We start from the raw sequence: 20,860 nt of genomic DNA, 5'->3' as shown, positions 1-20,860 counted from the left end.
GTTTGACATTAAGCTAAAAAATTGCTAAAAATAACAACAACACAAAAAATTGTCGACAATATATAAAATGCATAATAAAAAATTAAACGAAAAATTAATACCTGACACGCTTACTGAACATGCTTTTCTCAGTATTCAACAAGCAATTGTTACTGGCGCGATTGCACCAGGCACAAAAATTGCTGAAGCTGAATTAGCACGCACTTATGGTATCAGTAGAGGCCCATTAAGAGAGGCCATCCAACGTTTAGAGGGACAACGTTTATTGGTGAGAACACCTCATATTGGTGCCAGAGTAGTTTCATTGTCACAAACAGAATTAATTGAACTATATGAAATCAGAGCATCATTAGAAGGAATGGCTTGCCGTTTAGCTGCGCAAAATATTACACAACAAGAGATTGATGAACTATACCAAGTGTTGGATGCACATGAGCGAGATGCAGATTTTCAAGCCGGATTAGGTTACTACCATCAAGATGGCGATGATGATTTTCATTACAGGATTATCCAAGCTTCAAGAAATCAAATGCTTTATAAAATGCTTTGTGATGAAATGTATCATCTGATTCGTTTATATCGTATTCAGTTTTCCAACACACCAAACCGCCCACCAAAAGCATTTATTGAACATAAACATATTTTAGAAGCCATTGCAGCTGGCGATGGGCAATTGGCTGAAATATTGATGCAACGACATATCAACACAGCAAAGAATAATATCGCTCAGCATTTTATAGAGCACAAAATGGGCCAAAATAAAGGAGAAGTCACATGAATGTATCAGCAGGAAAACGCTTTCGAGATGCTGTTCAAGAAGAACATCCGCTACAAGTTGTGGGCACTATTAATGCCAATCATGCTTTATTAGCTAAACATGCTGGATTTAAAGCCATCTATTTGTCTGGTGGTGGGGTTGCAGCAGGCTCATTAGGTTTACCAGACTTAGGGATCAGCACATTAGATGATGTATTAACTGATGTGCGTCGCATTACCGATGTATGTGATTTACCTTTATTGGTTGATGTTGACACAGGGTTTGGTTCATCTGCTTTTAATGTTGCCCGTACTGTTCGCTCAATGATTAAATTTGGTGCTGCTGCCATTCATATTGAAGATCAGGTTGGCTCAAAAAGATGTGGTCATCGACCTAATAAGGAAATTGTCTCTGAACAAGAAATGGTCGATCGCATCAAAGCAGCAGTAGATGCACGTACTGATGAAAATTTTGTCATTATGGCGCGCACTGACGCTTTAGCTGTTGACGGTTTACAAGCTGCAATGGATCGGGCTTGTGCTTGTGTAGAAGCTGGTGCGGATATGATTTTTCCAGAAGCGATGACAGAGCTGACTATGTACAAGCAATTTGCTCAAGCAGTTAAAGTACCTGTACTGGCCAATATTACCGAATTTGGTGCCACACCACTTTTTACAACTGAAGAATTGGCATCGGCTGATGTTTCTTTGGTACTTTATCCTCTTTCTGCATTCAGAGCCATGAACAAAGCTGCTCAAAATGTTTATCAAACCATTAGACAAGAAGGTACTCAAAAAAATGTCGTCGACACGATGCAAACCAGAAAGGAGCTATACGACAGCATCAATTACTATGCATTTGAAGACAAATTAGACGCTTTATTTGCACAAAAAAAATAATTTTATCAAATATCAATATCAACATAAAAAATTCAAACCAATAATAAAAATCACTGATTTTCAATAATAACAATAACATGGTGCGTTCATAATCAAAAAATAAACGTACCCATGTCTTATTAATGCTTTAAGAATAATTGTTGCAACATTCAACTACTACAAAGGAGAAGCACAATGTCACAAGCAAAAGAACTCAGTGGTGCAGGATTACGCGGTCACATCGCAGGGCAGACCGCACTGTCAACCGTTGGTAAAGAAGGTGCAGGATTAACTTATTGTGGTTATGATGTTCGAGAACTGGCTGCACATGCTAGTTTTGAAGAAGTCGCCTACCTATTATTTTACGGTAAATTGCCTAATGAAATAGAATTGGCTGCTTATCAAAGAAAATTAAGCACTTTACGTGATTTACCTGCCCCATTAAAAGTGGCTCTAGAACAAATTCCGCAAGATGCACACCCAATGGATGTGATGCGTACAGGTTGTTCCGTACTTGGCACCCTAGAGCCAGAAAAAGATTTTAGCCAACAACGAGATATTGCTGATCGGCTGATGTCTGCCTTCCCCGCCATTATGTGTTACTGGTACCACTTTAGCCATTTTGGCCATCGCATAGAATGTGTCACAAAAGAAAAGACTCTTGGCGGCCACTTCCTTGCCTTACTGCATGGTAAATCACCAAGCCAATTACACGAAAAAGTCATGAATGTATCACTTATTCTCTATGCGGAACATGAATTTAACGCCTCTACATTTACTGCACGCGTTTGTGCCTCTACCTTAAGCGACCTTTATTCATGTATCACAGGTGCTATTGGCACACTACGGGGCCCTTTACATGGTGGAGCCAATGAGGCAGCAATGGAAATGATTCAACGCTTTAGTACACCAGAAGAAGCCATTAAAGGCATTTTAAACATGTTGGAAAATAAAGATAAGATTATGGGATTTGGACATGCAATTTACCGTGAATCGGATCCACGCAATGAAGTCATTAAAGAATGGTCACGTAAATTGGCTAAAGAAGTAAAAGACAATGTACTTTACCCAATTTCGGAAGCCATTGATAAAACCATGTGGAATGAGAAAAAATTGTTCCCTAATGCAGATTTTTATCATGCCTCGGCTTACCATTTTATGGATATTCCCACTTCTTTATTTACCCCTATTTTTGTTTGCTCACGAGTAACTGGTTGGGCTTCTCATGTATTTGAACAACGTGCAAATAACCGCATTATTCGTCCTAGTGCCGAATATATTGGGGAAGAGCTACGTCCATTTGTTCATATGAATGAACGCAGCTAAATAAAAAGGGCAGCCACAGCTGCCCTCCTATATTAATTTAATAAGAAAGAAAATTCATTATGAGTGCCAATGTTGAACAAAATATTCGCCCAGAGTACGATCAAGTGCTTCAAGATATAGCAGAATATGTTTTAAATTACCAAATTGAATCAAAAGAAGCACTGGATACAGCACGAAACTGTCTAATGGATACATTAGGCTGTGGCTTACTTGCTTTGCGTTTTCCTGAATGTACCAAACACTTAGGCCCAATTGCCCAAGACACTATTGTTCCTCATGGCGCAAGGGTACCAGGAACTTCTTTTCGCTTAGACCCAGTCAAAGCTGCTTGGGATATTGGTTGTATCATTCGCTGGCTAGACTATAACGATACATGGCTTGCTGCCGAATGGGGACATCCATCAGATAACTTAGGCAGTATTTTGGCTGTAGCCGATTATTTGTCACAAAAAAATATCAGTAAAGGCCAAGCACCATTAACAATGAGAACCGTACTTGAATGCATGATTATGGCACATGAAATTCAAGGTGTATTGGCGCTTGAGAACTCATTTAACCGTGTCGGTCTTGATCATGTCCTATTGGTACGTGTTGCCTCTACTGCTGTTGCCGCAAAACTAATGGGGGCAAATAAAGAACAATTATTGTCTGCTTTATCTCATGCTTTTGCCGATGGTGGTGCCTTACGTACCTATCGCCACGCACCCAATGCGGGTTCTCGCAAATCATGGGCGGCGGGAGATGCCACCAGCCGAGCTGTTCGTTTGGCCGATATTGCGATGCGTGGAGAAATGGGCATCCCAGGAGTATTAACTGCACCACAATGGGGCTTTTATGATGTTTTATTCAGCCATACCAATAAAGATCTTGCAACCAAAGCAGAAGATAAACGTCAATTCAGTATTGCCCAAAAATATGGGACGTATGTGATGGAAAATGTGCTCTTCAAAATCAGTTTTCCTGCTGAGTTTCACTCACAAACGGCCTGTGAAGCAGCAGTAAAATTGCACCCAAAAGTAAAAGATCGCTTACAAGATATTGAAAAAATTGTGATTACAACACATGAATCTGCCATCCGCATCATTTCAAAAGTAGGTCAGCTTGCCAATGCAGCAGACCGTGATCATTGTATTCAATACATGACTGCGGTTCCATTGGCGTTTGGCAACCTTGTTGCTGAACACTATGAAGACAGTTTCCATGCAAGTAATCCCATTATTGATGAACTAAGAGAAAAAATGGAAATCGTGGAAGATGAACGCTTTAGCCGCGAATATTTAGAAGCAGATAAACGCTCTATTGCCAACTCAGTTCAAGTATTCTTTAAAGATGGCACCAGTACTGAACAAATCACTGTTGAGTATCCTGTTGGGCATCGTCGCCGTAGAGCAGAAGGTATCCCTTTATTGGAAGCAAAATTTAAAGCCAATTTAGAAACACGCTTTACAACCAAACGCTCTGAGGTTATTTTTGATTTGTGTAAAGATCAGACTCAATTAGAAAATACCCCAGTGAATACTTTTATGGATTTATTGGTTATCTAAATTGATCCATTCAAAAACAGACAGATAAGCTATACGATGATGCCAGCCTACCTGTCTGTTTTTTTATCAATATGATTCATGTAAATTAAAACAACAAAAATATAGAAAATTGATTTCAAACAACATTTCTAAAAAACAAAACAATTGTATTTTATTTTCATAAAAATAATACAAGTATTCAGCCAGTTCAATTTTGTTACACTACGCAATCTGTTAGAATAGCCGATTATTTTTGCCCTTTATTTTGATTTCAATAATAAAGTAAATAAAGTGTTTGGGATATACGGATGACTCAAAGCGATACAAAAAAAGACCAACCTCATTTAAAACGTGCGCTAAAAGCACGGCACCTTACCATGATCGCAGTAGGCGGCTCAATTGGTACAGGATTATTTGTTGCCTCTGGTGCATCAATCACACAAGCAGGTCCCGCAGGAGCGTTATTTGCCTACGCAATTGTTGGTTTCATGGTTTACCTACTGATGACCAGTTTAGGTGAATTGGCTGCTTATATGCCCGTTTCAGGCTCATTTTCCACCTATGCATCCCGTTACGTCGAAGATGGATTTGGGTTTGCCATTGGCTGGAACTACTGGTACAACTGGGCAGTCACTGTTGCTGTTGATCTGGTTGCCGCTCAACTGATTATGCAGTATTGGTTTCCAGAAACCTCTTCATTTATTTGGAGTGCTTTATTTTTAAGCATCATCTTTTTGCTTAATTATATTTCAGTCAAAGGTTTTGGCGAAAGTGAGTATTGGTTTGCTTTAATTAAAGTAGTAACAGTCATTATCTTTATCGGTGTTGGCTTGGCCATGATCGTTGGCATTTTAGGGGGTACTCATTCTGCCCCTGTTGGTTGGCAAAACTTCACCATTGGAGATGCCCCCTTTGTTGGCGGTGTCCCTGCCATTATTGGGGTAGCCATGATTGTTGGGTTTTCTTTTCAAGGAACAGAGCTCATTGGTATTGCAGCAGGAGAGTCAGAAGACCCAGAAAAAAATATTCCCAAAGCTGTACGTCAAGTATTTTGGCGTATTTTGCTGTTTTACATCGGCGCCATCTTCGTTATTGGTATGTTGATTCCTTATACCGATCCTAACTTATTAAATGATAAGTCAGATATTGCGCTTAGCCCATTTACACTGGTATTTGAACGTGCTGGCTTTGCTTTAGCAGCAGGGGTTATGAATGCCGTCATTTTAACCTCTGTATTATCCGCAGGTAACTCTGGTATGTATGCCTCTACCCGTATGCTTTATGCTTTAGCCACAGAAGGTAAAGCGCCAAAATGTTTTGCTCAATTATCCAAAAATGGGGTACCCAGAAATGCCTTATACGCAACAGTAATCATCGCCATGTTGTGTTTTTTAAGCTCCACATTTAAAAATAAAGAAGTATATGAATGGTTATTGAGTATGTCGGGAATGACTGGGTTTATCGCTTGGCTGGGTATCGCCATCAGCCACTATCGTTTTCGTAAAGGCTATGAAGCCCAAGGCAAAGACCTATCAAAACTACCTTATCGCTCTAAATTCTTTCCCTTTGGTCCTATTTTTGCCTTTTTATTATGTGCCATTATTATCGCTGGACAGGGTGTAGAATCGGTTGAACACGATACCATTAATTGGATGAAATTAACAGCAACCTATATTGGGATTCCATTATTTTTGGTTATTTGGTTTGGCTATAAATTTAAGAAAAAATCCCGTTTAATCAAATATCAAGACATGAAATTTGATGGGCATGTTGATTAACCTCTTAAATAAAAAAGCGATTGTAACCAATCGCTTTTTTATTTACAAAAGACTCAACAATTAAACAGTGAGTTCTTTTACATCCACTGAACCTTCAGAAACCACCAAATAGCCAGCTTTTTCACTATACCAGTCTTGTAAAACATAGCGCTTAAAAGCATGACCAGCAATACTATGCTCATGTATATCTGGACGATGAGTATGACCATGAATAAAAGTAGGTGCACTCGCTTTACCTTCAATAAAAGGCTTCATCAACTGTTCAACCCCAACTTCAGTAGCATCACTAATTGAGGTTTTCCCATTAGCTGCCTTTACCCCCTCACTCATTTGTCTTAACTGCATGGCCAAAACTTTACGCTCTGCCAAAGGCTTACTTAACATCACGCTTTGCCATGCAGGGTTTCTGCTTTGAGCTCTAAACTGTTGATAAGGTAAATCGTCTGTACACAAAATATCACCATGACTTAACACATACTCTTTACCATATAAATTCACCAAACTAGGGTCTGTAATAATCTTGACACCTGTTTTTGCTTCAAACCCATCACCCAGCAAAAAATCCCTATTACCATGCATCACATAAGTTGGGGTATGTTGCGCAAAAGCTTTCAATTGGCTCAGTACTGTTTCAATAAATGGGTTACTGTCATCATCCCCTATCCAATATTCAAAAAAATCACCCAAAATATACAAGGCATCAATTTTACCTTGCCACTCATTCAAACACTGTTTAAACAATTTATTCAATTTTGGGGTTTCTTCTGACAAATGTAAATCTGCCATCAAAATGGTCTGACTCATATTGTTCCCTGACACTTTAATTAATGAAAAATTTGCTGGTATAACTCATCAGTAAAACCAACTTGTACCACTTTATTATCTTTTTCTAAAATGGGACGTTTAATAATACTTGGGTGAGTACAAATTAAAGCAATAGCTGATTGTTCATTTTCCAGCTGGCTTTGCTCTTGTGCATCTAACTTGCGCCAAGTTGTTCCTTTTTTATTCACCAATGTTGATAATGGTACCTCGGTTAACCATTTTTGCACCAATTGTTCTGTTGGTGCATCTTTTTTAAAGTTCACAAACTCAAATTCAATATTCTGCTCATTTAACCAAGTTTGGGCTTTTTTCACTGTTTGACAATTAGGAATACCATAAAGCTTAATCATAAAACCAACCTTCTCTTATATTTAGGGCATTATTGTACTCTATCTTTCCTAAATAACTTTGATTATTTATATTGCTTTTATTGACTCACCCAACAATTTTGCAACTTGCTCATGCCACTTTGCAGGTAAATTTAATGCAGGCATTGCCCTTTTTTCAGGTGCCCAAATAGGGTCAGGAAAACAGCTATCTGTTTGAAAACGAGCAATCACATGCCAATGTAAATGAGGAACTTGATTACCAAAACTGGCCAAATTCATTTTGGTTGGGTGCAAAACCTGTCTCATGGCTGCTTCTACTTTAAACACGCAACTCATTAAATATTGTTGTTCATTAGCAGTTAAATCTGTCATTTCTTGAATATGCTTTTTCCAAATAACCCTGCAAAAAGCGGGGGCTTTAGCATCATCTTCAACCGCCACCACATATAATAAATCAGACTCAAATAAAATATTTTTACCGACAGTTGTACATAAAGGGCAATCCATTTAAATACCTTTTAAATTATCTTATATGAAAAAAATAATCTTTTTTATTTTTACCATAACGTTGACACAACAATTGGTCAACACTTAACCAACCTGCGCCTAAAACCAATATTGGCATTAAAATCAATACATACAGTGGCTCTGGCAAATAAAATAACCAACTATACCATGTAATAAAATCACTATTTATTGGTATTTGATGAATGCCTACAGTCAACAAAGCCACCAGACTAATTGAGAGAAAAGCTAAGGCATTAATCCGAGCTAAAAAACCAATCATCAGTAACAGACCACCAAAGCATTCTACCGATGCCACCAGTTGCCACATAATATCTGGGAAAGGAATACCTGCCTCGTGAATCGTCGCAGCCATCACTTCATTGCCTTTAAACGTAAATAATTTATTGTATCCAGATGCAGCAAAAAAACTCCCAATACAAAATCGATAAATCAATAAAAAAACCCTATCGCTTTTGTTGGGTGCTTGGCAGCGAGTAAACCGAACAAAAAATTATTCATTTTAAATATTTTCCATTTAACAAAAGAAACATAAATATCTTTAAAAAAAGACCCAAGCCCATACTTTGCGTCCCTCACCTTTTAGTACATTAAATGTTCTTAAAGCAGCAGGTGTGACCATTACTTCTAAACCAATTTTGTGTTCAGCCAAATAGGCATGAATTTTTGGGTGTAAAAATTTTTGCAATGGGCCACAACCAATAATAATCAGCTCTGGCTTTTCCATGATTGCTTGCGCAAAAGTCGTCGCTGAAACATCATCAAAAGTTAAGGAATCTAATTGAGTCACACTCGAAAAATTCACGTGAAACGCCTGATGAAATTTTTGTCCATTAATTTCTATAAAATCATCATCATAACTTTTAAAAAAAAGGCCATCCTGTGGCAAACTTAAATCAAATTGCACCTTTATTCTCCCTTTTTGCATGATAAACGATGCAAAAAATACCATTTTCAGCTAGGATTATAAGCCTTTTACTTCCCTTTAGGGCAACTTCACATTTTATGAACAAAGGATTAAGCATGAACCCCATTAATGTCGGATTAGTAGGCGTCGGTACAGTCGGCGGCGGCACAGTACAAGTACTCAAAAAAAATGCAGAAGAAATCAGCCGCAGAGTTGGACGAGACATCCGTTTATTAATGGCCAGCAGTAAAGATTTGGATGCAGCCAAACAAATTTGTGGCGATGACGTTCAAATTGTTGCAGATGCCTTTGAAGTGGTGCGAGCCAAAGATATTGATATTGTGGTTGAACTTATTGGTGGTACGACTATTGCTAAAGAGCTTATATTAGAAGCAATCAACCATGGTAAGCATGTGGTGACAGCCAATAAAAAATTAATTGCTGAATATGGCAATGAAATTTTTTCATTAGCCCAACAAAAACAAGTTATGGTCATGTTTGAAGCAGCCGTTGCTGGCGGTATTCCAATCATTAAAACATTACGTGAAGGTTTAGCGGCCAATAATATTGAATGGATTGCAGGTATTATCAATGGCACATCCAATTTTATTCTGACCGAAATGCGCGACAAAGGGGCTAGCTTTACTGACGTACTTAAAGAGGCACAAAACCTAGGTTATGCAGAAGCAGACCCGACTTTTGATATAGAAGGAAATGATGCTGGGCACAAGATTACTATTATGTCTGCTCTAGCTTATGGTATTCCCATGCAATTTGATGCTTGTTCTTTAGAAGGCATCAGCCACTTAGATGGCAAAGACATAAAATATGCCGAAGAATTAGGCTATCGTGTCAAATTATTGGGTATTACCCGCAAAACTGATCAAGGTATTGAATTACGTGTGCACCCAACTTTGATTCCTGAAAGCTGCCTACTTGCCAATGTAAATGGTGTCATGAATGCCGTCTATGTTAAAGGTAATGTGGTTGGTCCTACTTTATCCTATGGTGCAGGTGCAGGTGCCTTACCTACTGCCTCAGCAGTAGTGGCAGACATTATTGATATTGCTCGCTTAATCAATACCTCCCCCAATAATTGCGTGCCCTATTTGGCATTTAAATCTGATCACATAAAAAATATTCCTATATTGCCTATGGAACAAATTCACAGTAGCTATTATTTGCGTATTTGTGCCAAAGATGAGGTAGGTGTCCTCTCAGAGGTTACTCGTTTATTGGCAGAACAAAATATTTCTATTGAAGCTGTGATTCAAAAAGACGCCAGCAACAAACAAGATGCTGAAATTGTGATTCTGACCCATGGGACTATTGAGCACAATATGAATAAAGCAATTGAAAATATTGAAGCTTTATCAACTACTCATGGAAAAGTCATTCGTATTAGAATGGAACCATTTGATGCGTAAAAAAATCCGCATCTGGTTAATGGTCATTGCAACGCTTTGTGTTTTGGTCTTTTTTATGTCAAAAATGGCTTTAACGAAGGAAGAAACCGTAGCCAAACTGATTGACAGTTGCACAACCAATGCCCCATTTGCACCAACATGGCAGCAAGAACTTAAAGATGCTGGGATTCAAGAACCCACCGACTGGGTTCCTGCTGCTTATTGTCAATGTTATTTTACTGGACTTTTTCATGAATTAACGGATGATGATATTGTTCGTTTTTCTAAAATGACCCCAGAAGAACGTATGGCAAAAATGGGGGGAAAAGACAAGATGAATGAGCGCAGTGTTCAATGTTTAAAGGATATTCAAAATACCCCTAACAAACAATAAGAATGAATCGTTCAATAAGCACTTAAATAAAAAAGCAATACTCTTATATAAAGTATTGCTTTTTTATTGACCCAATTACTGTGCAGTATACCCCCCATCAATTGGGTAAAAAGCACCTGTTGTAAACGAGCTTTCTTCTGACAGTAAAAAAGCCACCGTTTTGGCAACTTCCTTACCTGTTGCCATTCTTTTCATTGGATGAGTATTGGCTAAGTATTCATGTACCGTATCTGTTAACATCTGCATTTTTTGCGTATCAACATATCCTGGGCCAACAGCATTAATACGAACACCCTTCTGTGCATATTCTAAAGCCGCAGCTTTAGTTAATCCAATCACACCATGTTTGGCTGTTGTATAAGGTGCAATGCCTGCAATCCCAACAACGCCATTAATAGCAGATAAATTCACAATGGCACCGCCACCACTTTGAATAATGGCTGGGATACCAAATTTCATCCCGAAAAACACACCACTTAAATCAGTTTCAATAATATTATGCCAATCTTCAATAGCATAATCACAAATCGACACATTATGTGGTCCAGTAATACCTGCATTATTCACAAGATAATGGAGCTTGCCAAACTGTGTCATTGCTTGGTGAATTAATGAGGCAACTGATTGATGATCTTTTACCTCTGTTTGCACAGGAATAACCCATTGCCCAGAAGGATCCATTTGTCTGGCAGCTTCCTGTACTTCGGATAATTTTCTACCCGTAATCAAAACAATTGCCCCTCTATCGAAGAGTTCTCTGGCAATTGCCTCACCTACCCCTGTTGTTGCCCCAGTGACTATGGCGACTTTATCCATAAAGTCTTTCATATTGCTCCTCATCTCTTTAGATTTTCATACCCATATCAAGATTATATTTAATTAACCAAAGTTAATCAAATATAGATAAAAATGTCAATTACAGGCTAAAATAATTAAATAATGAAAACTAATTTACGAAGTCACGATATGAATAAAAACCTTGAAGAGTCTTTAGCACAAGCTTTATCTCTGCTTCAATGTAATCTTGTTGCACAAAGACAAAAACATACGCCAGAAATGATCACATGGGCTCAATACAATGTATTGGATATATTAAGTTCATGTGGACAAGCAACGCCATCTTTACTGAGTACCAAATTAGGTATTTCCAGACAAAATTTATCTAAATCACTACGTACCTTAAAAAAATTAGAATTGGTTCATCAAATAAAATCCGATGATGATGGTAGGGTAATGATTACCCTATTAACTCAAAAGGGATTTGATTTTCTTGAACGTGCAGCCAATGGTAGAACATACATTATGGAACAAGTACAACTTGTACTCACATCGGGGGAACAAGCAATCTTGGTAGAACTATGTAATAAAATTAATGATGCTTTAGAACAAAAACATTAAAAATCATTTCTATGATTCCTCTCACGGCTCTAATTCACAAAAATTTTAAGTACAACCCTATTTTTTCGGGCTATCCTAATCTTATTGTTTCTTCTACAAGATAACGACAATACATACGACGAACAATCATACCTACAATTAGTCCAACAACAGCACCAATCAATACACCTATGGCCAAACCATCTGTCCCCATCAAACCTAAGACAATACCTGAGAGCATACCCAATAAAATGCTAAAAATGATGACAAAAAAACTATTTTTTATATTTGGATTAATAAAGAACTCCATAACAAAAGCATATAAAATTGACTGTAAACCAAATAAAATATAAGCAATGGGTGTAAATAGCACTAAACTTTTTATTAAATTAGGAAACAAATCTACATCAAACCCTCGAAAAAGATCAATACACAATATATAGATGGAAAGAATAAACACACCCAAAGGTGGAGGTAATAATATAGCCACTAAAATGCGTTTTAAACGTTTGGTTGGTTTGTAAATAACATCTATCATGAACTATTTTCCTTATATAACAATATAAATCGAAACAATTAGCTAAATGATCCCATACCATTATTTCCTACAATAATTAGTGAACAAAGTAATAAACATATAAAAATAGCCTTCTACTCTTATTCAAAGCAGAAGGCTATTTTCGAAAATATTATTTATTAATACTTAACCAATGCAGCGCCCCAAGCAAAACCACCACCAATACCTTCCAACATCAAATGCTGACCAGGTTTGATTTGGCCTGATTTGACACCGAAATCCAACGCCAAAGGCACGGAAGCAGCCGATGTATTACCTTGCTCATCTAAAGTCACAATAACTTTATCCATACTCAAACCCAAATGTTTTGCAGTTGACTCTATAATACGCACATTCGCTTGATGAGGAACCAACCAATCAATTTGTTCTTGTTTAAAACCAGATTCATTCAAAACATCTTCGGCAATTTTTGCCAAAGCTTTAACAGCAAACTTAAAAACGCCTTGCCCATTCATCTGCAAAAATGGACGGCCAACTACTTCACCATGAACCACTTGTCCTGGCGTATTTAATAGATGCTGATAACGCCCATCAGCAGCCAATTTTGCATGGATAATGCCTGGCTCGTCTGATTGTCCCAACACAACAGCACCAGCACCATCACCAAACAACACACAGGTACTGCGATCAGTCCAATCCATAATATGGCTAAATGTATCGGCACCAATAACCAACGCTTTTTTCGCCAAGCCACTACTTATATAAGCATTAGCTGTAACCAAAGCATACATAAACCCTGCACACACCGCTTGCACATCAAAAGCAGCAAAACCATTCATACCTAATTTTTCTTGCACAATACAGGCTGTACTGGGAAAAATAACATCCGGTGTAGAAGTCGCCAAAACAATAAGATCAATTTCATCACAAGTAACACCAGAAGTTTCTAAAGCTCTTTGTGCAGCAATAACCGCTAAATCACTGGTATTTTGCTCTACTGATGCAAGATGACGGGCTTTAATACCAGTTCGAGAGTAAATCCATTCATCAGAAGTATCCAAAGTTTTAGACAAATCATCATTCGTGACTCTATTTTCAGGTAAATAACTACCTGTTCCTAAAATTTTAGCGTATCTGGTCATTCTTTATCCTCTAGTGTAGTGTTCTGAGATACAGCCGAAGCGTTTAATTTATTCATTTGCGTGATCATACCTTGCTCCATTCGCTCGATCACATTATTTTTCACTTCTTCATAAGCCTCTTGTAAAGCGAACCCAAATCCAACAGAATCTGTACCACCATGGCTTTTAATCACAATGCCTTTTAAACCAAGGAAAATGGCACCATTATATCGACGAGTGTCTACTCGTTTTTTCAAAGCATTTAACACAGGTAACGAAACTAAAGCACATAAACGCGTAAATAGACTGCGTGTAAACTCTGCTTTTAATGTTTCACTGATCATTTTGGCAATACCTTCAACTGATTTTAAAGCAACATTGCCAACAAAACCATCTGTCACCACCACATCCACATTACCTTTAAAGATATCATTGCCTTCAACATTACCCACAAAATTTAACCCTGATGCCTTTAATAAAGGGTAGGTATTTTTTGTCAATTCATTACCTTTTATTTCTTCTTCGCCTATATTCAATAAACCGATTTTAGGTTCAGGTTTATTCAACACCGCAGATGCTAATTCAGAACCCATAATGGCAAACTGTAATAATTGTTCTGGCGTATTGTCTACATTGGCACCTAAATCCAATACACAAGTGACTCCCTGTTGGGCATTAGGCATAAATTTTGCAATAGCAGGACGATCAACGCCTGTTAAAGTTTTTAATACAAAGCGTGCTGTTGCCATTAAGGCTCCAGTATTTCCAGCAGAAACAATCGCCTGCGCTCTACCCTCTTTAACAAGATTAATGGCAAGACGCATGGACGAATTTTTTTTATTTTTTAAAGCGATTTGTGGCGCCTCATCCATTAATACAACTTCAGTTGAATGTTCAATGGTTACTCGATCTAACACATGCGCAGCGTGTACTTTTACTGCTGCAGACAATTGCTCTTGATCACCAACCATAATCAACTGCACATTTGGATGATTATTTAAAAAATAAGCCGCAGCAGGAACAGTCACCTCTAAACCAAAATCACCGCCCATAGCATCCACTGCAATGGTAATCATGAATCAAACTTCCTTATATTGACAGCCATTTTCTCTTTTATCTTAAAAAACGATAAATCCAGCAAAAAAACCGTATAAAATTGAATAATTTCAAAAATTTTATTGATTAAGCAAATACTTTATGAACAGCACAATGTATTTTAATCAAGAAAAACAATATATCCTTTTATTAAGAATAATGCAAAAAAGAAAAAGCCAGATCAAGAGCAACTGGTGCTTTAATCTGGCTTTTTAATAGTTAGCTTAAGACTTATTCGTCTTTAGATTTAACAACTTTACGTCCACGGTAAAAACCATTTGGACTAATATGATGACGCAAATGTACTTCACCAGTATTGGCTTCAACAGCCAAAGCAGGTGCAGTCAAAAAGTCATGAGAACGATGCATCCCACGTTTAGAGGGAGATTTCTTATTTTGTTGAACAGCCATTGTATTGCTCCTAAAAATAAACCAGTTAGTTTTTTAAATTAGCCAGAACCGCAAATGGGTTTGGTTTATCCTGATTGATTTGATCCAAACTAGGGTTGCCACAGTCTTCATGTTTAGGAGCCAACGGTAACGCCATAATAAGTTGGTCTTCAATCAACGTCTGAATACTGATTTCTGGTTCAACCAGAATACCCTCTAAATCAGGGTCCTGCTCCATCGCCTCATCCAGTTTTTGTTCATTAAAAAACAAGATAATGCGACTTGTTTCATCAATATGAAATGGAACAACATCAAGACAACGCTGACAAATCAAACTCAAATTAGCTTTAACAGTTAAAGCCAAAAAATACCGTTGCAGCTTATCTTTTCCACCTTGCAAGCAAAAATCACACTCACCCTCAGCATCGGCTAAGAATTCGTGTTTGCTTAATCTGCCATCAAGAGAGCTGATCAAAAGTTTATTTTTAATCAAACGCTCTTCTCGAGCAAAAGCAACTGGATCAATCAAATCAGGGGTTAACATAAACCGCGTATGATATAATCTTTTGCATTATTTTGTCAATCAACTTTAAATAAAGACCTGAAACATGTCCAAACCTTCTATTATTCTGGCATCCACATCAACCACAAGAAAACACCAACTCAATTGTTTAGGCATCCCCTTTCAAGCAATTGCCCCTACTTGTGATGAAACACCCCTAATTGGTGAGTTTGCCCCTGATACTGCATTAAGGTTAGCAAAAAATAAAGCGTACTCACTCAAAGCAAAACACAAAAACAGCATTATTATTGGCGCAGATCAAGTTGCACTATTAAATGGTCAACAATTGGGTAAACCCTTAACCATAGATAACGCCAAAATCATGTTAGCCAATATGAGTGAACAAAGCATTGAGTTTTATAGTGCATTATGTGTTTTACACAGCGATTTTGATCACTGTCAAACTCATATTGATTTAACTTGTGTCACAATGCGTACATTAACCTACCAACAAATTGAACATTATCTGGACAAAGAGCCTGATGCCATTTATTGTGCTGGTGCGGCAAAAAGCGAAGGTTTAGGAGCTGCTTTAATTGAACGGATTGATAGCTGTGACCCTAATGCGCTATTGGGACTGCCTATTTTCAAATTAGTTGAATTTTTAAATAATGAAGGTATTGATATTATATGAATTATGGTTCTTTATGGCTGATTCCCGCACCATTAGGTGATGAAAACACACCATGGCTGTTAGAACATGAACGCTTGGCTATTGTGGCAATAAAATACTTTATTGTAGAAGCAGAAAAAACAGCCCGAAAACACCTAAAAGCTTTAGGTGTCACAAGTCCTATTCGAGATTTGGACTTACAGCTTTTAAATGAACACAATCAATCTGATGACTTATCAAAACTCATCCAACCATTGTTACAAGGACTGGATGTTGGCCTGATCAGCGAAGCAGGTTGTCCAGCAGTTGCTGACCCAGGAGCCAACTTGGTTGCCTTAGCGCATACAAAAGGCATTGAGATTAAACCATTAGTTGGTCCGTCCAGTATTTTAATGGCGCTTATGGCTTCTGGTGCAAACGGTCAACGCTTTACCTTTAATGGATACCTGCCTGCAGATACTCTAGGCAGAAAACAAGCGTTAAAAGATTTAGAAAAAAAATCACAATTGTCCAACGAAACCCAAATTTTTATAGAAACACCCTATCGAAACATGAGCTTAATTGAAGATGCACTGCAATCTTTAAACAAACAAACCAGATTTTGTATTGCCTGTGATCTGACCTTACCCACACAAAAAATCATCAGTAAACCTGTGGGACAATGGCCTAAAGACATACCTAATTTACATAAAAAACCATGTATTTTTATATTACATCATGAATGAAATAATATATTTTATCTAATGAGCCACTCTTATATTTTTTATTTATTTATTTATGCAAAAAAGACTTGACTCACGCTTTACAAAGCTTAACAATTCTTCCTTAAATTAACCATTGTTGATAATATAATGTTTGAACTTTTTTCTGATCTAAGCCTTGGACTCATCCTTCTCTTGTTGCTTTCTTTACTGATGGTTTTAGCATTTGAGTTTATCAACGGGTTTCATGATACAGCCAATGCAGTTGCAACGGTCATTTATACCCAATCAATGAAACCAACCCATGCTGTTATTGCTTCTGGTCTGTTTAATTTTATTGGTGTGGCTACAGGTGGCTTAGCTGTTGCGTACTCAATTATTCACCTACTACCAGTTGACGTATTGATTTCAAACGATACCAATCGTATGCTTGCCATGACATTTGCCCTGTTAATTGGGGCAATAACTTGGAACATTGGCACATGGTATTTTGGTTTACCTGCATCCAGTTCACACACTTTAATTGGCTCTATTCTTGGCGTGGGTTTAGTCAATACTTTTTTAGCAGGAGAAGATTTAGCCACTGGTGTTAACTGGAGCAAAGCGATTGATGTTGGTTTGGCTTTGCTTATTTCTCCTTTTGTGGGCTTTATTATTGCAGGCATCATGCTTTTATGTCTCAAACGTTTTGTGCCAGAAGCCAATATTCATAAATCGCCTTATCAGAGAAATGAAGTAGAAGGCAGAAAACACCCTCCTTTTTGGACCCGCTTTTTTCTGATTTTATCTGCTTTAGGCGTCAGTTTTGCTCATGGTTCCAACGATGGACAAAAAGGTGTCGGTTTAGTGATGATGATCTTGATTGCAATTGTGCCAGCTGGCTTTGTGATCAATCTAAATACAACTCAATATGAAATAGAACGAACCCTCCTTGCTGCATCTCGTTTAGAAAGTTTCCAAAATACTTACCAAACACAAATCACACAAAGTTTTTCAGATTACAAACCGCTTAACAAATCCACAACCGATATTTCTTGCCAAATTGGCAATCTCTCTCAAGATGTACACGCCTTAAAAAACACTTTAGCGGGAATCAAAGAATTTAAATCTTTATCTGCCGATACCCGCTGGAAAATACGCAGTCATTTAATGTGCTTAGATGATGCAGCCAAACATTTTCAAAAATTAGAAGGTCTAAGTAAAGCAGATGAAACCTATTTAAAATCTTTGCGTAAGGATTTGGCCTTAACAACAGAATATGCACCTTTATGGGTTATTTTTGCTGTAGCAACTGCATTAGGGCTTGGCACCATGGTAGGTTGGAAACGTGTGGTTAAAACAGTTGGAGAAGGCATTGGCAAAAAAGAAATGACCTATGCCCAAGGTGTTTGTGCACAAGTGACCGCAACCATTAGTATTGGTTTTGCCAACCTATTTGGTTTACCTGTATCCACAACCCAAGTCTTATCCAGTGGTGTCGCTGGCACAATGGTCGCCAATCAATCAGGCCTACAATGGGTCACCATTCGTAATATTTTACTGGCTTGGTTATTTACCTTCCCAGTTGCCATGATTTTATCAGGTGGTTTGTTTTTCCTTCTAGCCACTCTACTGGCTTAATGTATGGGTACACTTTCACCTAAACACTTTATGTAGATAAAAAAATCTATACCTGAGCACAATACTCACGTATAGATTTTTTTAATATTATGAATTTGCAAAATTTATTGACATGGTCATTTATTGACACAGTCATCATTTATTTTAAAGAAAGTTTGTTATGACACATTTACCAACCACCACCAGCATCAGAGAGCTAACCCTTCGTGGGATGATTCTAGGTGCATTAATTACCGTAGTCTTTACGGCATCTAATGTCTATCTTGGTTTAAAAGTGGGCTTAACCTTTTCCTCTGCTATTCCTGCGGCAGTTATTTCTATGGCTGTTTTACGCTTATTTTCAGGCGCTAATATTCTTGAAAACAATATGGTACAAACGCAAGCTTCTGCCGCAGGCACACTTTCTTCTATTATTTTTATTCTACCTGGCCTACTCATGATTGGTTATTGGCAGAACTTCCCATTCTGGCAAACCATGTTAATCTGTGCCGCTGGTGGTATGCTGGGTGTGATGTTTTCGATTCCATTTCGTCACGCAATGGTGGTACAAAGTGATCTACCCTATCCAGAAGGGGTTGCTGCAGCAGAAATTTTAAAGGCGGGCTCCCAAGACAATAAAGACAATGACAACAGTAGTGGACTTAAAGATATTTTATTTGGTGGTTCTATTGCAGCAATCATCAGTTTGGCTACAAATGGGTTCCGCTTATTATCAGACAGCGTCAGTTATTGGTTCACCCAAGGCAAAGCCATATTCCAAGTACCAGTTGGTTTCTCACTGGCTTTATTAAGTGCGGGCTATTTAATTGGCATTACATCTGGTATGGCTATTCTTTTAGGTTTAATCATTGCTTGGGGCGTTTCTATTCCAACCCTGACAGCTCAAGCCACGATACCTGAAGGTATGAGTATTGCCGCCTTTGCAACGGACATATGGAAAAACGATGTACGTTTTATCGGTGCAGGTACTCTGGCCATTGCTGCCATATGGACGTTAATTACCTTGATAAAACCCATGATTGAAGGCATGAAAATGTCATTTCAAGCACTAAACAATACACAACAAGGCATAAGTATCGCTGACACAGAAAGGGATTTATCGCCTAAAACCATTATTCTGTTTAGCCTTATGATGGCTTTAATATTGGTTGCCACATTTTATTCATTTATTGCAGATGCACATTTATCCGCTGGTATCGCATGGACTTTGGTTATTTGTGCAGTACTGTTTTCATTTATTATGGGGTTTTTAGTGGCTGCTGCTTGTGGTTATATGGCAGGCTTAGTTGGTTCTTCTGCCAGCCCCATTTCTGGGATCGGCATCATTGCTATTACCATCGTTTCTTTATTATTGTTAGGCATAGGAGAATTAAATGGTATGCTCAGTACGCCAGAAGGCTCACAATTTGCCACGGCTTTGGCTATTTTCATCACCAGTGTGGTTTTAGCTATTGCAACCATCTCAAATGATAATTTACAAGATTTAAAAACAGGTTATTTAGTTGGTGCTTCTCCATGGCGCCAACAAGTTGCTTTACTGATTGGTTGTGTGGTCGGAGCAATTGTGATTTCTCCCGTATTGGAGCTGCTATATGAGGCTTATGGATTTTCTGGTGCCATGCCAAGAGAAGGCATGGATGCTTCACAAGCTTTAGCCGCACCTCAAGCAACACTGATGACAACTATAGCAAAAGGTATTTTCTCTCATCAGCTTGAGTGGAAAATGATCATTATTGGTTTGATTATTGGTGCAGTTATTATTGTTATAGACTCTATTTTGAGTAAGAAGAAAAGTAAGGTACGTATCCCTGCCCTTGCCGTAGGTATGGGTATTTACTTACCTGCGGCTGTAACAGCACCATTAATTATTGGCGCAGTATTGTCTTGGATCATAAGCCGACAAGTCAAAACCCAAGCTAAAAAACAAAATGTATCAGAAGAAAGTCTAGCCAAACCTGTGGAACGCAAAGGCGCACTGATTGCATCAGGCTTAATTGTTGGAGAAAGCTTGGTTGGTGTTGCCTTGGCTGTCGTGATTGTGATTAGCATCAGTACAGGTGGTACAGATGCGCCTTTATCACTGCTTCCTTTTATAACACCTGTATTAGGTGACTCAATTGACACAATGACTCATTTTGCAGGGTTATTTGCTTTTATTCTTATTTGTATTTTATTTATCCGTCGCACATTAAGTGCTAACAAATCAAAATAATATT

23 protein-coding genes are annotated in these 20,860 nt (G+C 38.0%); 12 read left to right on the top strand and 11 right to left on the bottom strand.

Annotated elements, in window-relative coordinates; all coding sequences use genetic code 11:
* The first annotated feature begins 67 nt into the window (after positions 1 to 67).
* The 5 genes from AADH04_RS10590 (at position 68) to AADH04_RS10570 (ending at position 6,262) form a co-directional block, all read left to right on the top strand.
* Entirely contained in the window at positions 68 to 778 is a 711-nt protein-coding gene (locus tag AADH04_RS10590; protein WP_434777242.1) for a GntR family transcriptional regulator, read from the top strand.
* Entirely contained in the window at positions 775 to 1,656 is an 882-nt protein-coding gene (gene prpB / locus AADH04_RS10585; protein ID WP_434777241.1) for a methylisocitrate lyase, read from the top strand. Before AADH04_RS10590 ends, prpB begins: the two co-directional genes overlap by 4 nt.
* Positions 1,657 to 1,830: 174 nt before the next feature.
* Entirely contained in the window at positions 1,831 to 2,961 is a 1,131-nt protein-coding gene (prpC, locus tag AADH04_RS10580) for a bifunctional 2-methylcitrate synthase/citrate synthase (RefSeq protein ID WP_434777240.1), read from the top strand.
* Between the two features lie 59 nt (positions 2,962 to 3,020).
* Positions 3,021 to 4,505 (top strand): 2-methylcitrate dehydratase, encoded by a 1,485-nt coding sequence (gene prpD / locus AADH04_RS10575; protein ID WP_434777239.1) that lies wholly within the window; start codon positions 3,021 to 3,023, stop codon positions 4,503 to 4,505.
* A 287-nt stretch (positions 4,506 to 4,792) separates the two neighbouring features.
* Entirely contained in the window at positions 4,793 to 6,262 is a 1,470-nt protein-coding gene (locus AADH04_RS10570; protein ID WP_434777238.1) for an amino acid permease, read from the top strand.
* Positions 6,263 to 6,322: 60 nt separating this feature from the next.
* Here the strand turns inward: AADH04_RS10570 and AADH04_RS10565 are convergent, their stop codons facing one another.
* The 5 genes from AADH04_RS10565 to AADH04_RS10545 all read right to left on the bottom strand — a co-directional run bounded on the left by AADH04_RS10565 (position 6,323) and on the right by AADH04_RS10545 (position 8,848).
* Positions 6,323 to 7,066 (bottom strand): UDP-2,3-diacylglucosamine diphosphatase, encoded by a 744-nt coding sequence (locus AADH04_RS10565; RefSeq protein WP_434777237.1) that lies wholly within the window; start codon positions 7,064 to 7,066, stop codon positions 6,323 to 6,325.
* 20 nt (positions 7,067 to 7,086) lie between these two features.
* A complete protein-coding gene (locus AADH04_RS10560) occupies positions 7,087 to 7,437 on the bottom strand; it encodes a Spx/MgsR family RNA polymerase-binding regulatory protein (protein ID WP_434777236.1) in 351 nt (116 codons plus the stop codon).
* Positions 7,438 to 7,503: 66 nt separating this feature from the next.
* Complete coding sequence (locus AADH04_RS10555; protein ID WP_434777235.1) at positions 7,504 to 7,923, bottom strand: HIT family protein; 420 nt, start codon at positions 7,921 to 7,923, stop codon at positions 7,504 to 7,506.
* Positions 7,924 to 7,939: 16 nt separating this feature from the next.
* On the bottom strand, positions 7,940 to 8,377 hold the full coding sequence (locus AADH04_RS10550) for a DoxX family protein (RefSeq protein ID WP_434777234.1): 438 nt from the start codon (positions 8,375 to 8,377) through the stop codon (positions 7,940 to 7,942).
* A 105-nt stretch (positions 8,378 to 8,482) separates the two neighbouring features.
* Positions 8,483 to 8,848, bottom strand: coding sequence for an Mth938-like domain-containing protein (locus AADH04_RS10545; RefSeq protein ID WP_434777233.1), 366 nt, complete (start codon positions 8,846 to 8,848; stop codon positions 8,483 to 8,485).
* 116 nt (positions 8,849 to 8,964) lie between these two features.
* On the opposite strand from AADH04_RS10545, the gene AADH04_RS10540 reads away from it, so the two are divergent.
* Both AADH04_RS10540 and AADH04_RS10535 read left to right on the top strand, forming a co-directional pair.
* Complete coding sequence (locus AADH04_RS10540; RefSeq protein ID WP_434779836.1) at positions 8,965 to 10,275, top strand: homoserine dehydrogenase; 1,311 nt, start codon at positions 8,965 to 8,967, stop codon at positions 10,273 to 10,275.
* Positions 10,268 to 10,648 (top strand): hypothetical protein, encoded by a 381-nt coding sequence (locus tag AADH04_RS10535; protein ID WP_434777232.1) that lies wholly within the window; start codon positions 10,268 to 10,270, stop codon positions 10,646 to 10,648. Before AADH04_RS10540 ends, AADH04_RS10535 begins: the two co-directional genes overlap by 8 nt.
* Before the next feature lie 75 nt (positions 10,649 to 10,723).
* On the opposite strand, the gene AADH04_RS10530 is transcribed toward AADH04_RS10535, so the two are convergent.
* The gene (locus AADH04_RS10530) at positions 10,724 to 11,476 is read right to left on the bottom strand and encodes an SDR family NAD(P)-dependent oxidoreductase (RefSeq protein WP_434777231.1); all 753 of its coding nucleotides are present in this window, start codon (positions 11,474 to 11,476) and stop codon (positions 10,724 to 10,726) included.
* A gap of 138 nt (positions 11,477 to 11,614) precedes the next feature.
* Between AADH04_RS10530 and AADH04_RS10525 the strand changes: the two genes are divergently transcribed.
* A complete protein-coding gene (locus AADH04_RS10525) occupies positions 11,615 to 12,046 on the top strand; it encodes a MarR family winged helix-turn-helix transcriptional regulator (RefSeq protein ID WP_434777230.1) in 432 nt (143 codons plus the stop codon).
* Between the two features lie 70 nt (positions 12,047 to 12,116).
* Here AADH04_RS10525 and AADH04_RS10520 read toward each other — a convergent pair whose 3' ends face one another.
* The 5 genes from AADH04_RS10520 to AADH04_RS10500 all read right to left on the bottom strand — a co-directional run bounded on the left by AADH04_RS10520 (position 12,117) and on the right by AADH04_RS10500 (position 15,692).
* The gene (locus AADH04_RS10520; protein WP_434777229.1) at positions 12,117 to 12,563 is read right to left on the bottom strand and encodes a hypothetical protein; all 447 of its coding nucleotides are present in this window, start codon (positions 12,561 to 12,563) and stop codon (positions 12,117 to 12,119) included.
* Between the two features lie 158 nt (positions 12,564 to 12,721).
* On the bottom strand, positions 12,722 to 13,684 hold the full coding sequence (locus AADH04_RS10515) for a beta-ketoacyl-ACP synthase III (protein ID WP_434777228.1): 963 nt from the start codon (positions 13,682 to 13,684) through the stop codon (positions 12,722 to 12,724).
* Positions 13,681 to 14,739, bottom strand: coding sequence for a phosphate acyltransferase PlsX (gene plsX / locus AADH04_RS10510; RefSeq protein ID WP_434777227.1), 1,059 nt, complete (start codon positions 14,737 to 14,739; stop codon positions 13,681 to 13,683). The genes AADH04_RS10515 and plsX overlap by 4 nt, the downstream gene beginning before the upstream one ends.
* A gap of 250 nt (positions 14,740 to 14,989) precedes the next feature.
* The gene (rpmF, locus tag AADH04_RS10505) at positions 14,990 to 15,169 is read right to left on the bottom strand and encodes a 50S ribosomal protein L32 (protein ID WP_434777226.1); all 180 of its coding nucleotides are present in this window, start codon (positions 15,167 to 15,169) and stop codon (positions 14,990 to 14,992) included.
* A 25-nt stretch (positions 15,170 to 15,194) separates the two neighbouring features.
* On the bottom strand, positions 15,195 to 15,692 hold the full coding sequence (locus AADH04_RS10500) for a YceD family protein (protein ID WP_434777225.1): 498 nt from the start codon (positions 15,690 to 15,692) through the stop codon (positions 15,195 to 15,197).
* Positions 15,693 to 15,756: 64 nt separating this feature from the next.
* On the opposite strand from AADH04_RS10500, the gene AADH04_RS10495 reads away from it, so the two are divergent.
* The 4 genes from AADH04_RS10495 (at position 15,757) to AADH04_RS10480 (ending at position 20,856) form a co-directional block, all read left to right on the top strand.
* Positions 15,757 to 16,344, top strand: coding sequence for a Maf family protein (locus AADH04_RS10495; RefSeq protein ID WP_434777224.1), 588 nt, complete (start codon positions 15,757 to 15,759; stop codon positions 16,342 to 16,344).
* Positions 16,341 to 17,048: an SAM-dependent methyltransferase gene (locus AADH04_RS10490; RefSeq protein WP_434777223.1), complete on the top strand. Its 708-nt coding sequence runs from the start codon at positions 16,341 to 16,343 to the stop codon at positions 17,046 to 17,048. Before AADH04_RS10495 ends, AADH04_RS10490 begins: the two co-directional genes overlap by 4 nt.
* Positions 17,049 to 17,174: 126 nt before the next feature.
* Positions 17,175 to 18,644, top strand: coding sequence for an inorganic phosphate transporter (locus AADH04_RS10485; protein WP_434777222.1), 1,470 nt, complete (start codon positions 17,175 to 17,177; stop codon positions 18,642 to 18,644).
* Positions 18,645 to 18,804: 160 nt separating this feature from the next.
* Positions 18,805 to 20,856 carry an OPT family oligopeptide transporter gene (locus tag AADH04_RS10480; protein ID WP_434777221.1) on the top strand — a complete coding sequence of 684 codons (2,052 nt, stop codon included), beginning with the start codon at positions 18,805 to 18,807 and terminating at the stop codon, positions 20,854 to 20,856.
* Positions 20,857 to 20,860 lie beyond the last annotated feature (4 nt).

Origin of the sequence: Neisseria sp. Ec49-e6-T10 (genome assembly GCF_051132615.1) — a bacterium.
Classification (GTDB): domain Bacteria; phylum Pseudomonadota; class Gammaproteobacteria; order Burkholderiales; family Neisseriaceae.
The sequence above is the reverse complement of the archived record's forward strand: the minus strand, read 5'-3'. Positions and strand labels throughout refer to the sequence as shown.

Coding starts and splice junctions, on each gene's coding strand:
- AADH04_RS10570 (WP_434777238.1), top strand. CDS start 4,793: ATGACTCAAAGCGATACAAAAAAAGACCAACCTCATTTAAAACGTGCG.
- AADH04_RS10560 (WP_434777236.1), bottom strand. CDS start 7,437: ATGATTAAGCTTTATGGTATTCCTAATTGTCAAACAGTGAAAAAAGCC.
- plsX (WP_434777227.1), bottom strand. CDS start 14,739: ATGATTACCATTGCAGTGGATGCTATGGGCGGTGATTTTGGTTTAGAG.
- AADH04_RS10480 (WP_434777221.1), top strand. CDS start 18,805: ATGACACATTTACCAACCACCACCAGCATCAGAGAGCTAACCCTTCGT.
- AADH04_RS10520 (WP_434777229.1), bottom strand. CDS start 12,563: ATGATAGATGTTATTTACAAACCAACCAAACGTTTAAAACGCATTTTA.
- AADH04_RS10495 (WP_434777224.1), top strand. CDS start 15,757: ATGTCCAAACCTTCTATTATTCTGGCATCCACATCAACCACAAGAAAA.
- rpmF (WP_434777226.1), bottom strand. CDS start 15,169: ATGGCTGTTCAACAAAATAAGAAATCTCCCTCTAAACGTGGGATGCAT.
- AADH04_RS10500 (WP_434777225.1), bottom strand. CDS start 15,692: ATGTTAACCCCTGATTTGATTGATCCAGTTGCTTTTGCTCGAGAAGAG.
- AADH04_RS10525 (WP_434777230.1), top strand. CDS start 11,615: ATGAATAAAAACCTTGAAGAGTCTTTAGCACAAGCTTTATCTCTGCTT.
- AADH04_RS10490 (WP_434777223.1), top strand. CDS start 16,341: ATGAATTATGGTTCTTTATGGCTGATTCCCGCACCATTAGGTGATGAA.
- prpC (WP_434777240.1), top strand. CDS start 1,831: ATGTCACAAGCAAAAGAACTCAGTGGTGCAGGATTACGCGGTCACATC.
- AADH04_RS10530 (WP_434777231.1), bottom strand. CDS start 11,476: ATGAAAGACTTTATGGATAAAGTCGCCATAGTCACTGGGGCAACAACA.
- AADH04_RS10515 (WP_434777228.1), bottom strand. CDS start 13,684: ATGACCAGATACGCTAAAATTTTAGGAACAGGTAGTTATTTACCTGAA.
- AADH04_RS10535 (WP_434777232.1), top strand. CDS start 10,268: ATGCGTAAAAAAATCCGCATCTGGTTAATGGTCATTGCAACGCTTTGT.
- AADH04_RS10555 (WP_434777235.1), bottom strand. CDS start 7,923: ATGGATTGCCCTTTATGTACAACTGTCGGTAAAAATATTTTATTTGAG.
- AADH04_RS10590 (WP_434777242.1), top strand. CDS start 68: ATGCATAATAAAAAATTAAACGAAAAATTAATACCTGACACGCTTACT.
- prpB (WP_434777241.1), top strand. CDS start 775: ATGAATGTATCAGCAGGAAAACGCTTTCGAGATGCTGTTCAAGAAGAA.
- AADH04_RS10565 (WP_434777237.1), bottom strand. CDS start 7,066: ATGAGTCAGACCATTTTGATGGCAGATTTACATTTGTCAGAAGAAACC.
- AADH04_RS10540 (WP_434779836.1), top strand. CDS start 8,965: ATGAACCCCATTAATGTCGGATTAGTAGGCGTCGGTACAGTCGGCGGC.
- prpD (WP_434777239.1), top strand. CDS start 3,021: ATGAGTGCCAATGTTGAACAAAATATTCGCCCAGAGTACGATCAAGTG.
- AADH04_RS10485 (WP_434777222.1), top strand. CDS start 17,175: ATGTTTGAACTTTTTTCTGATCTAAGCCTTGGACTCATCCTTCTCTTG.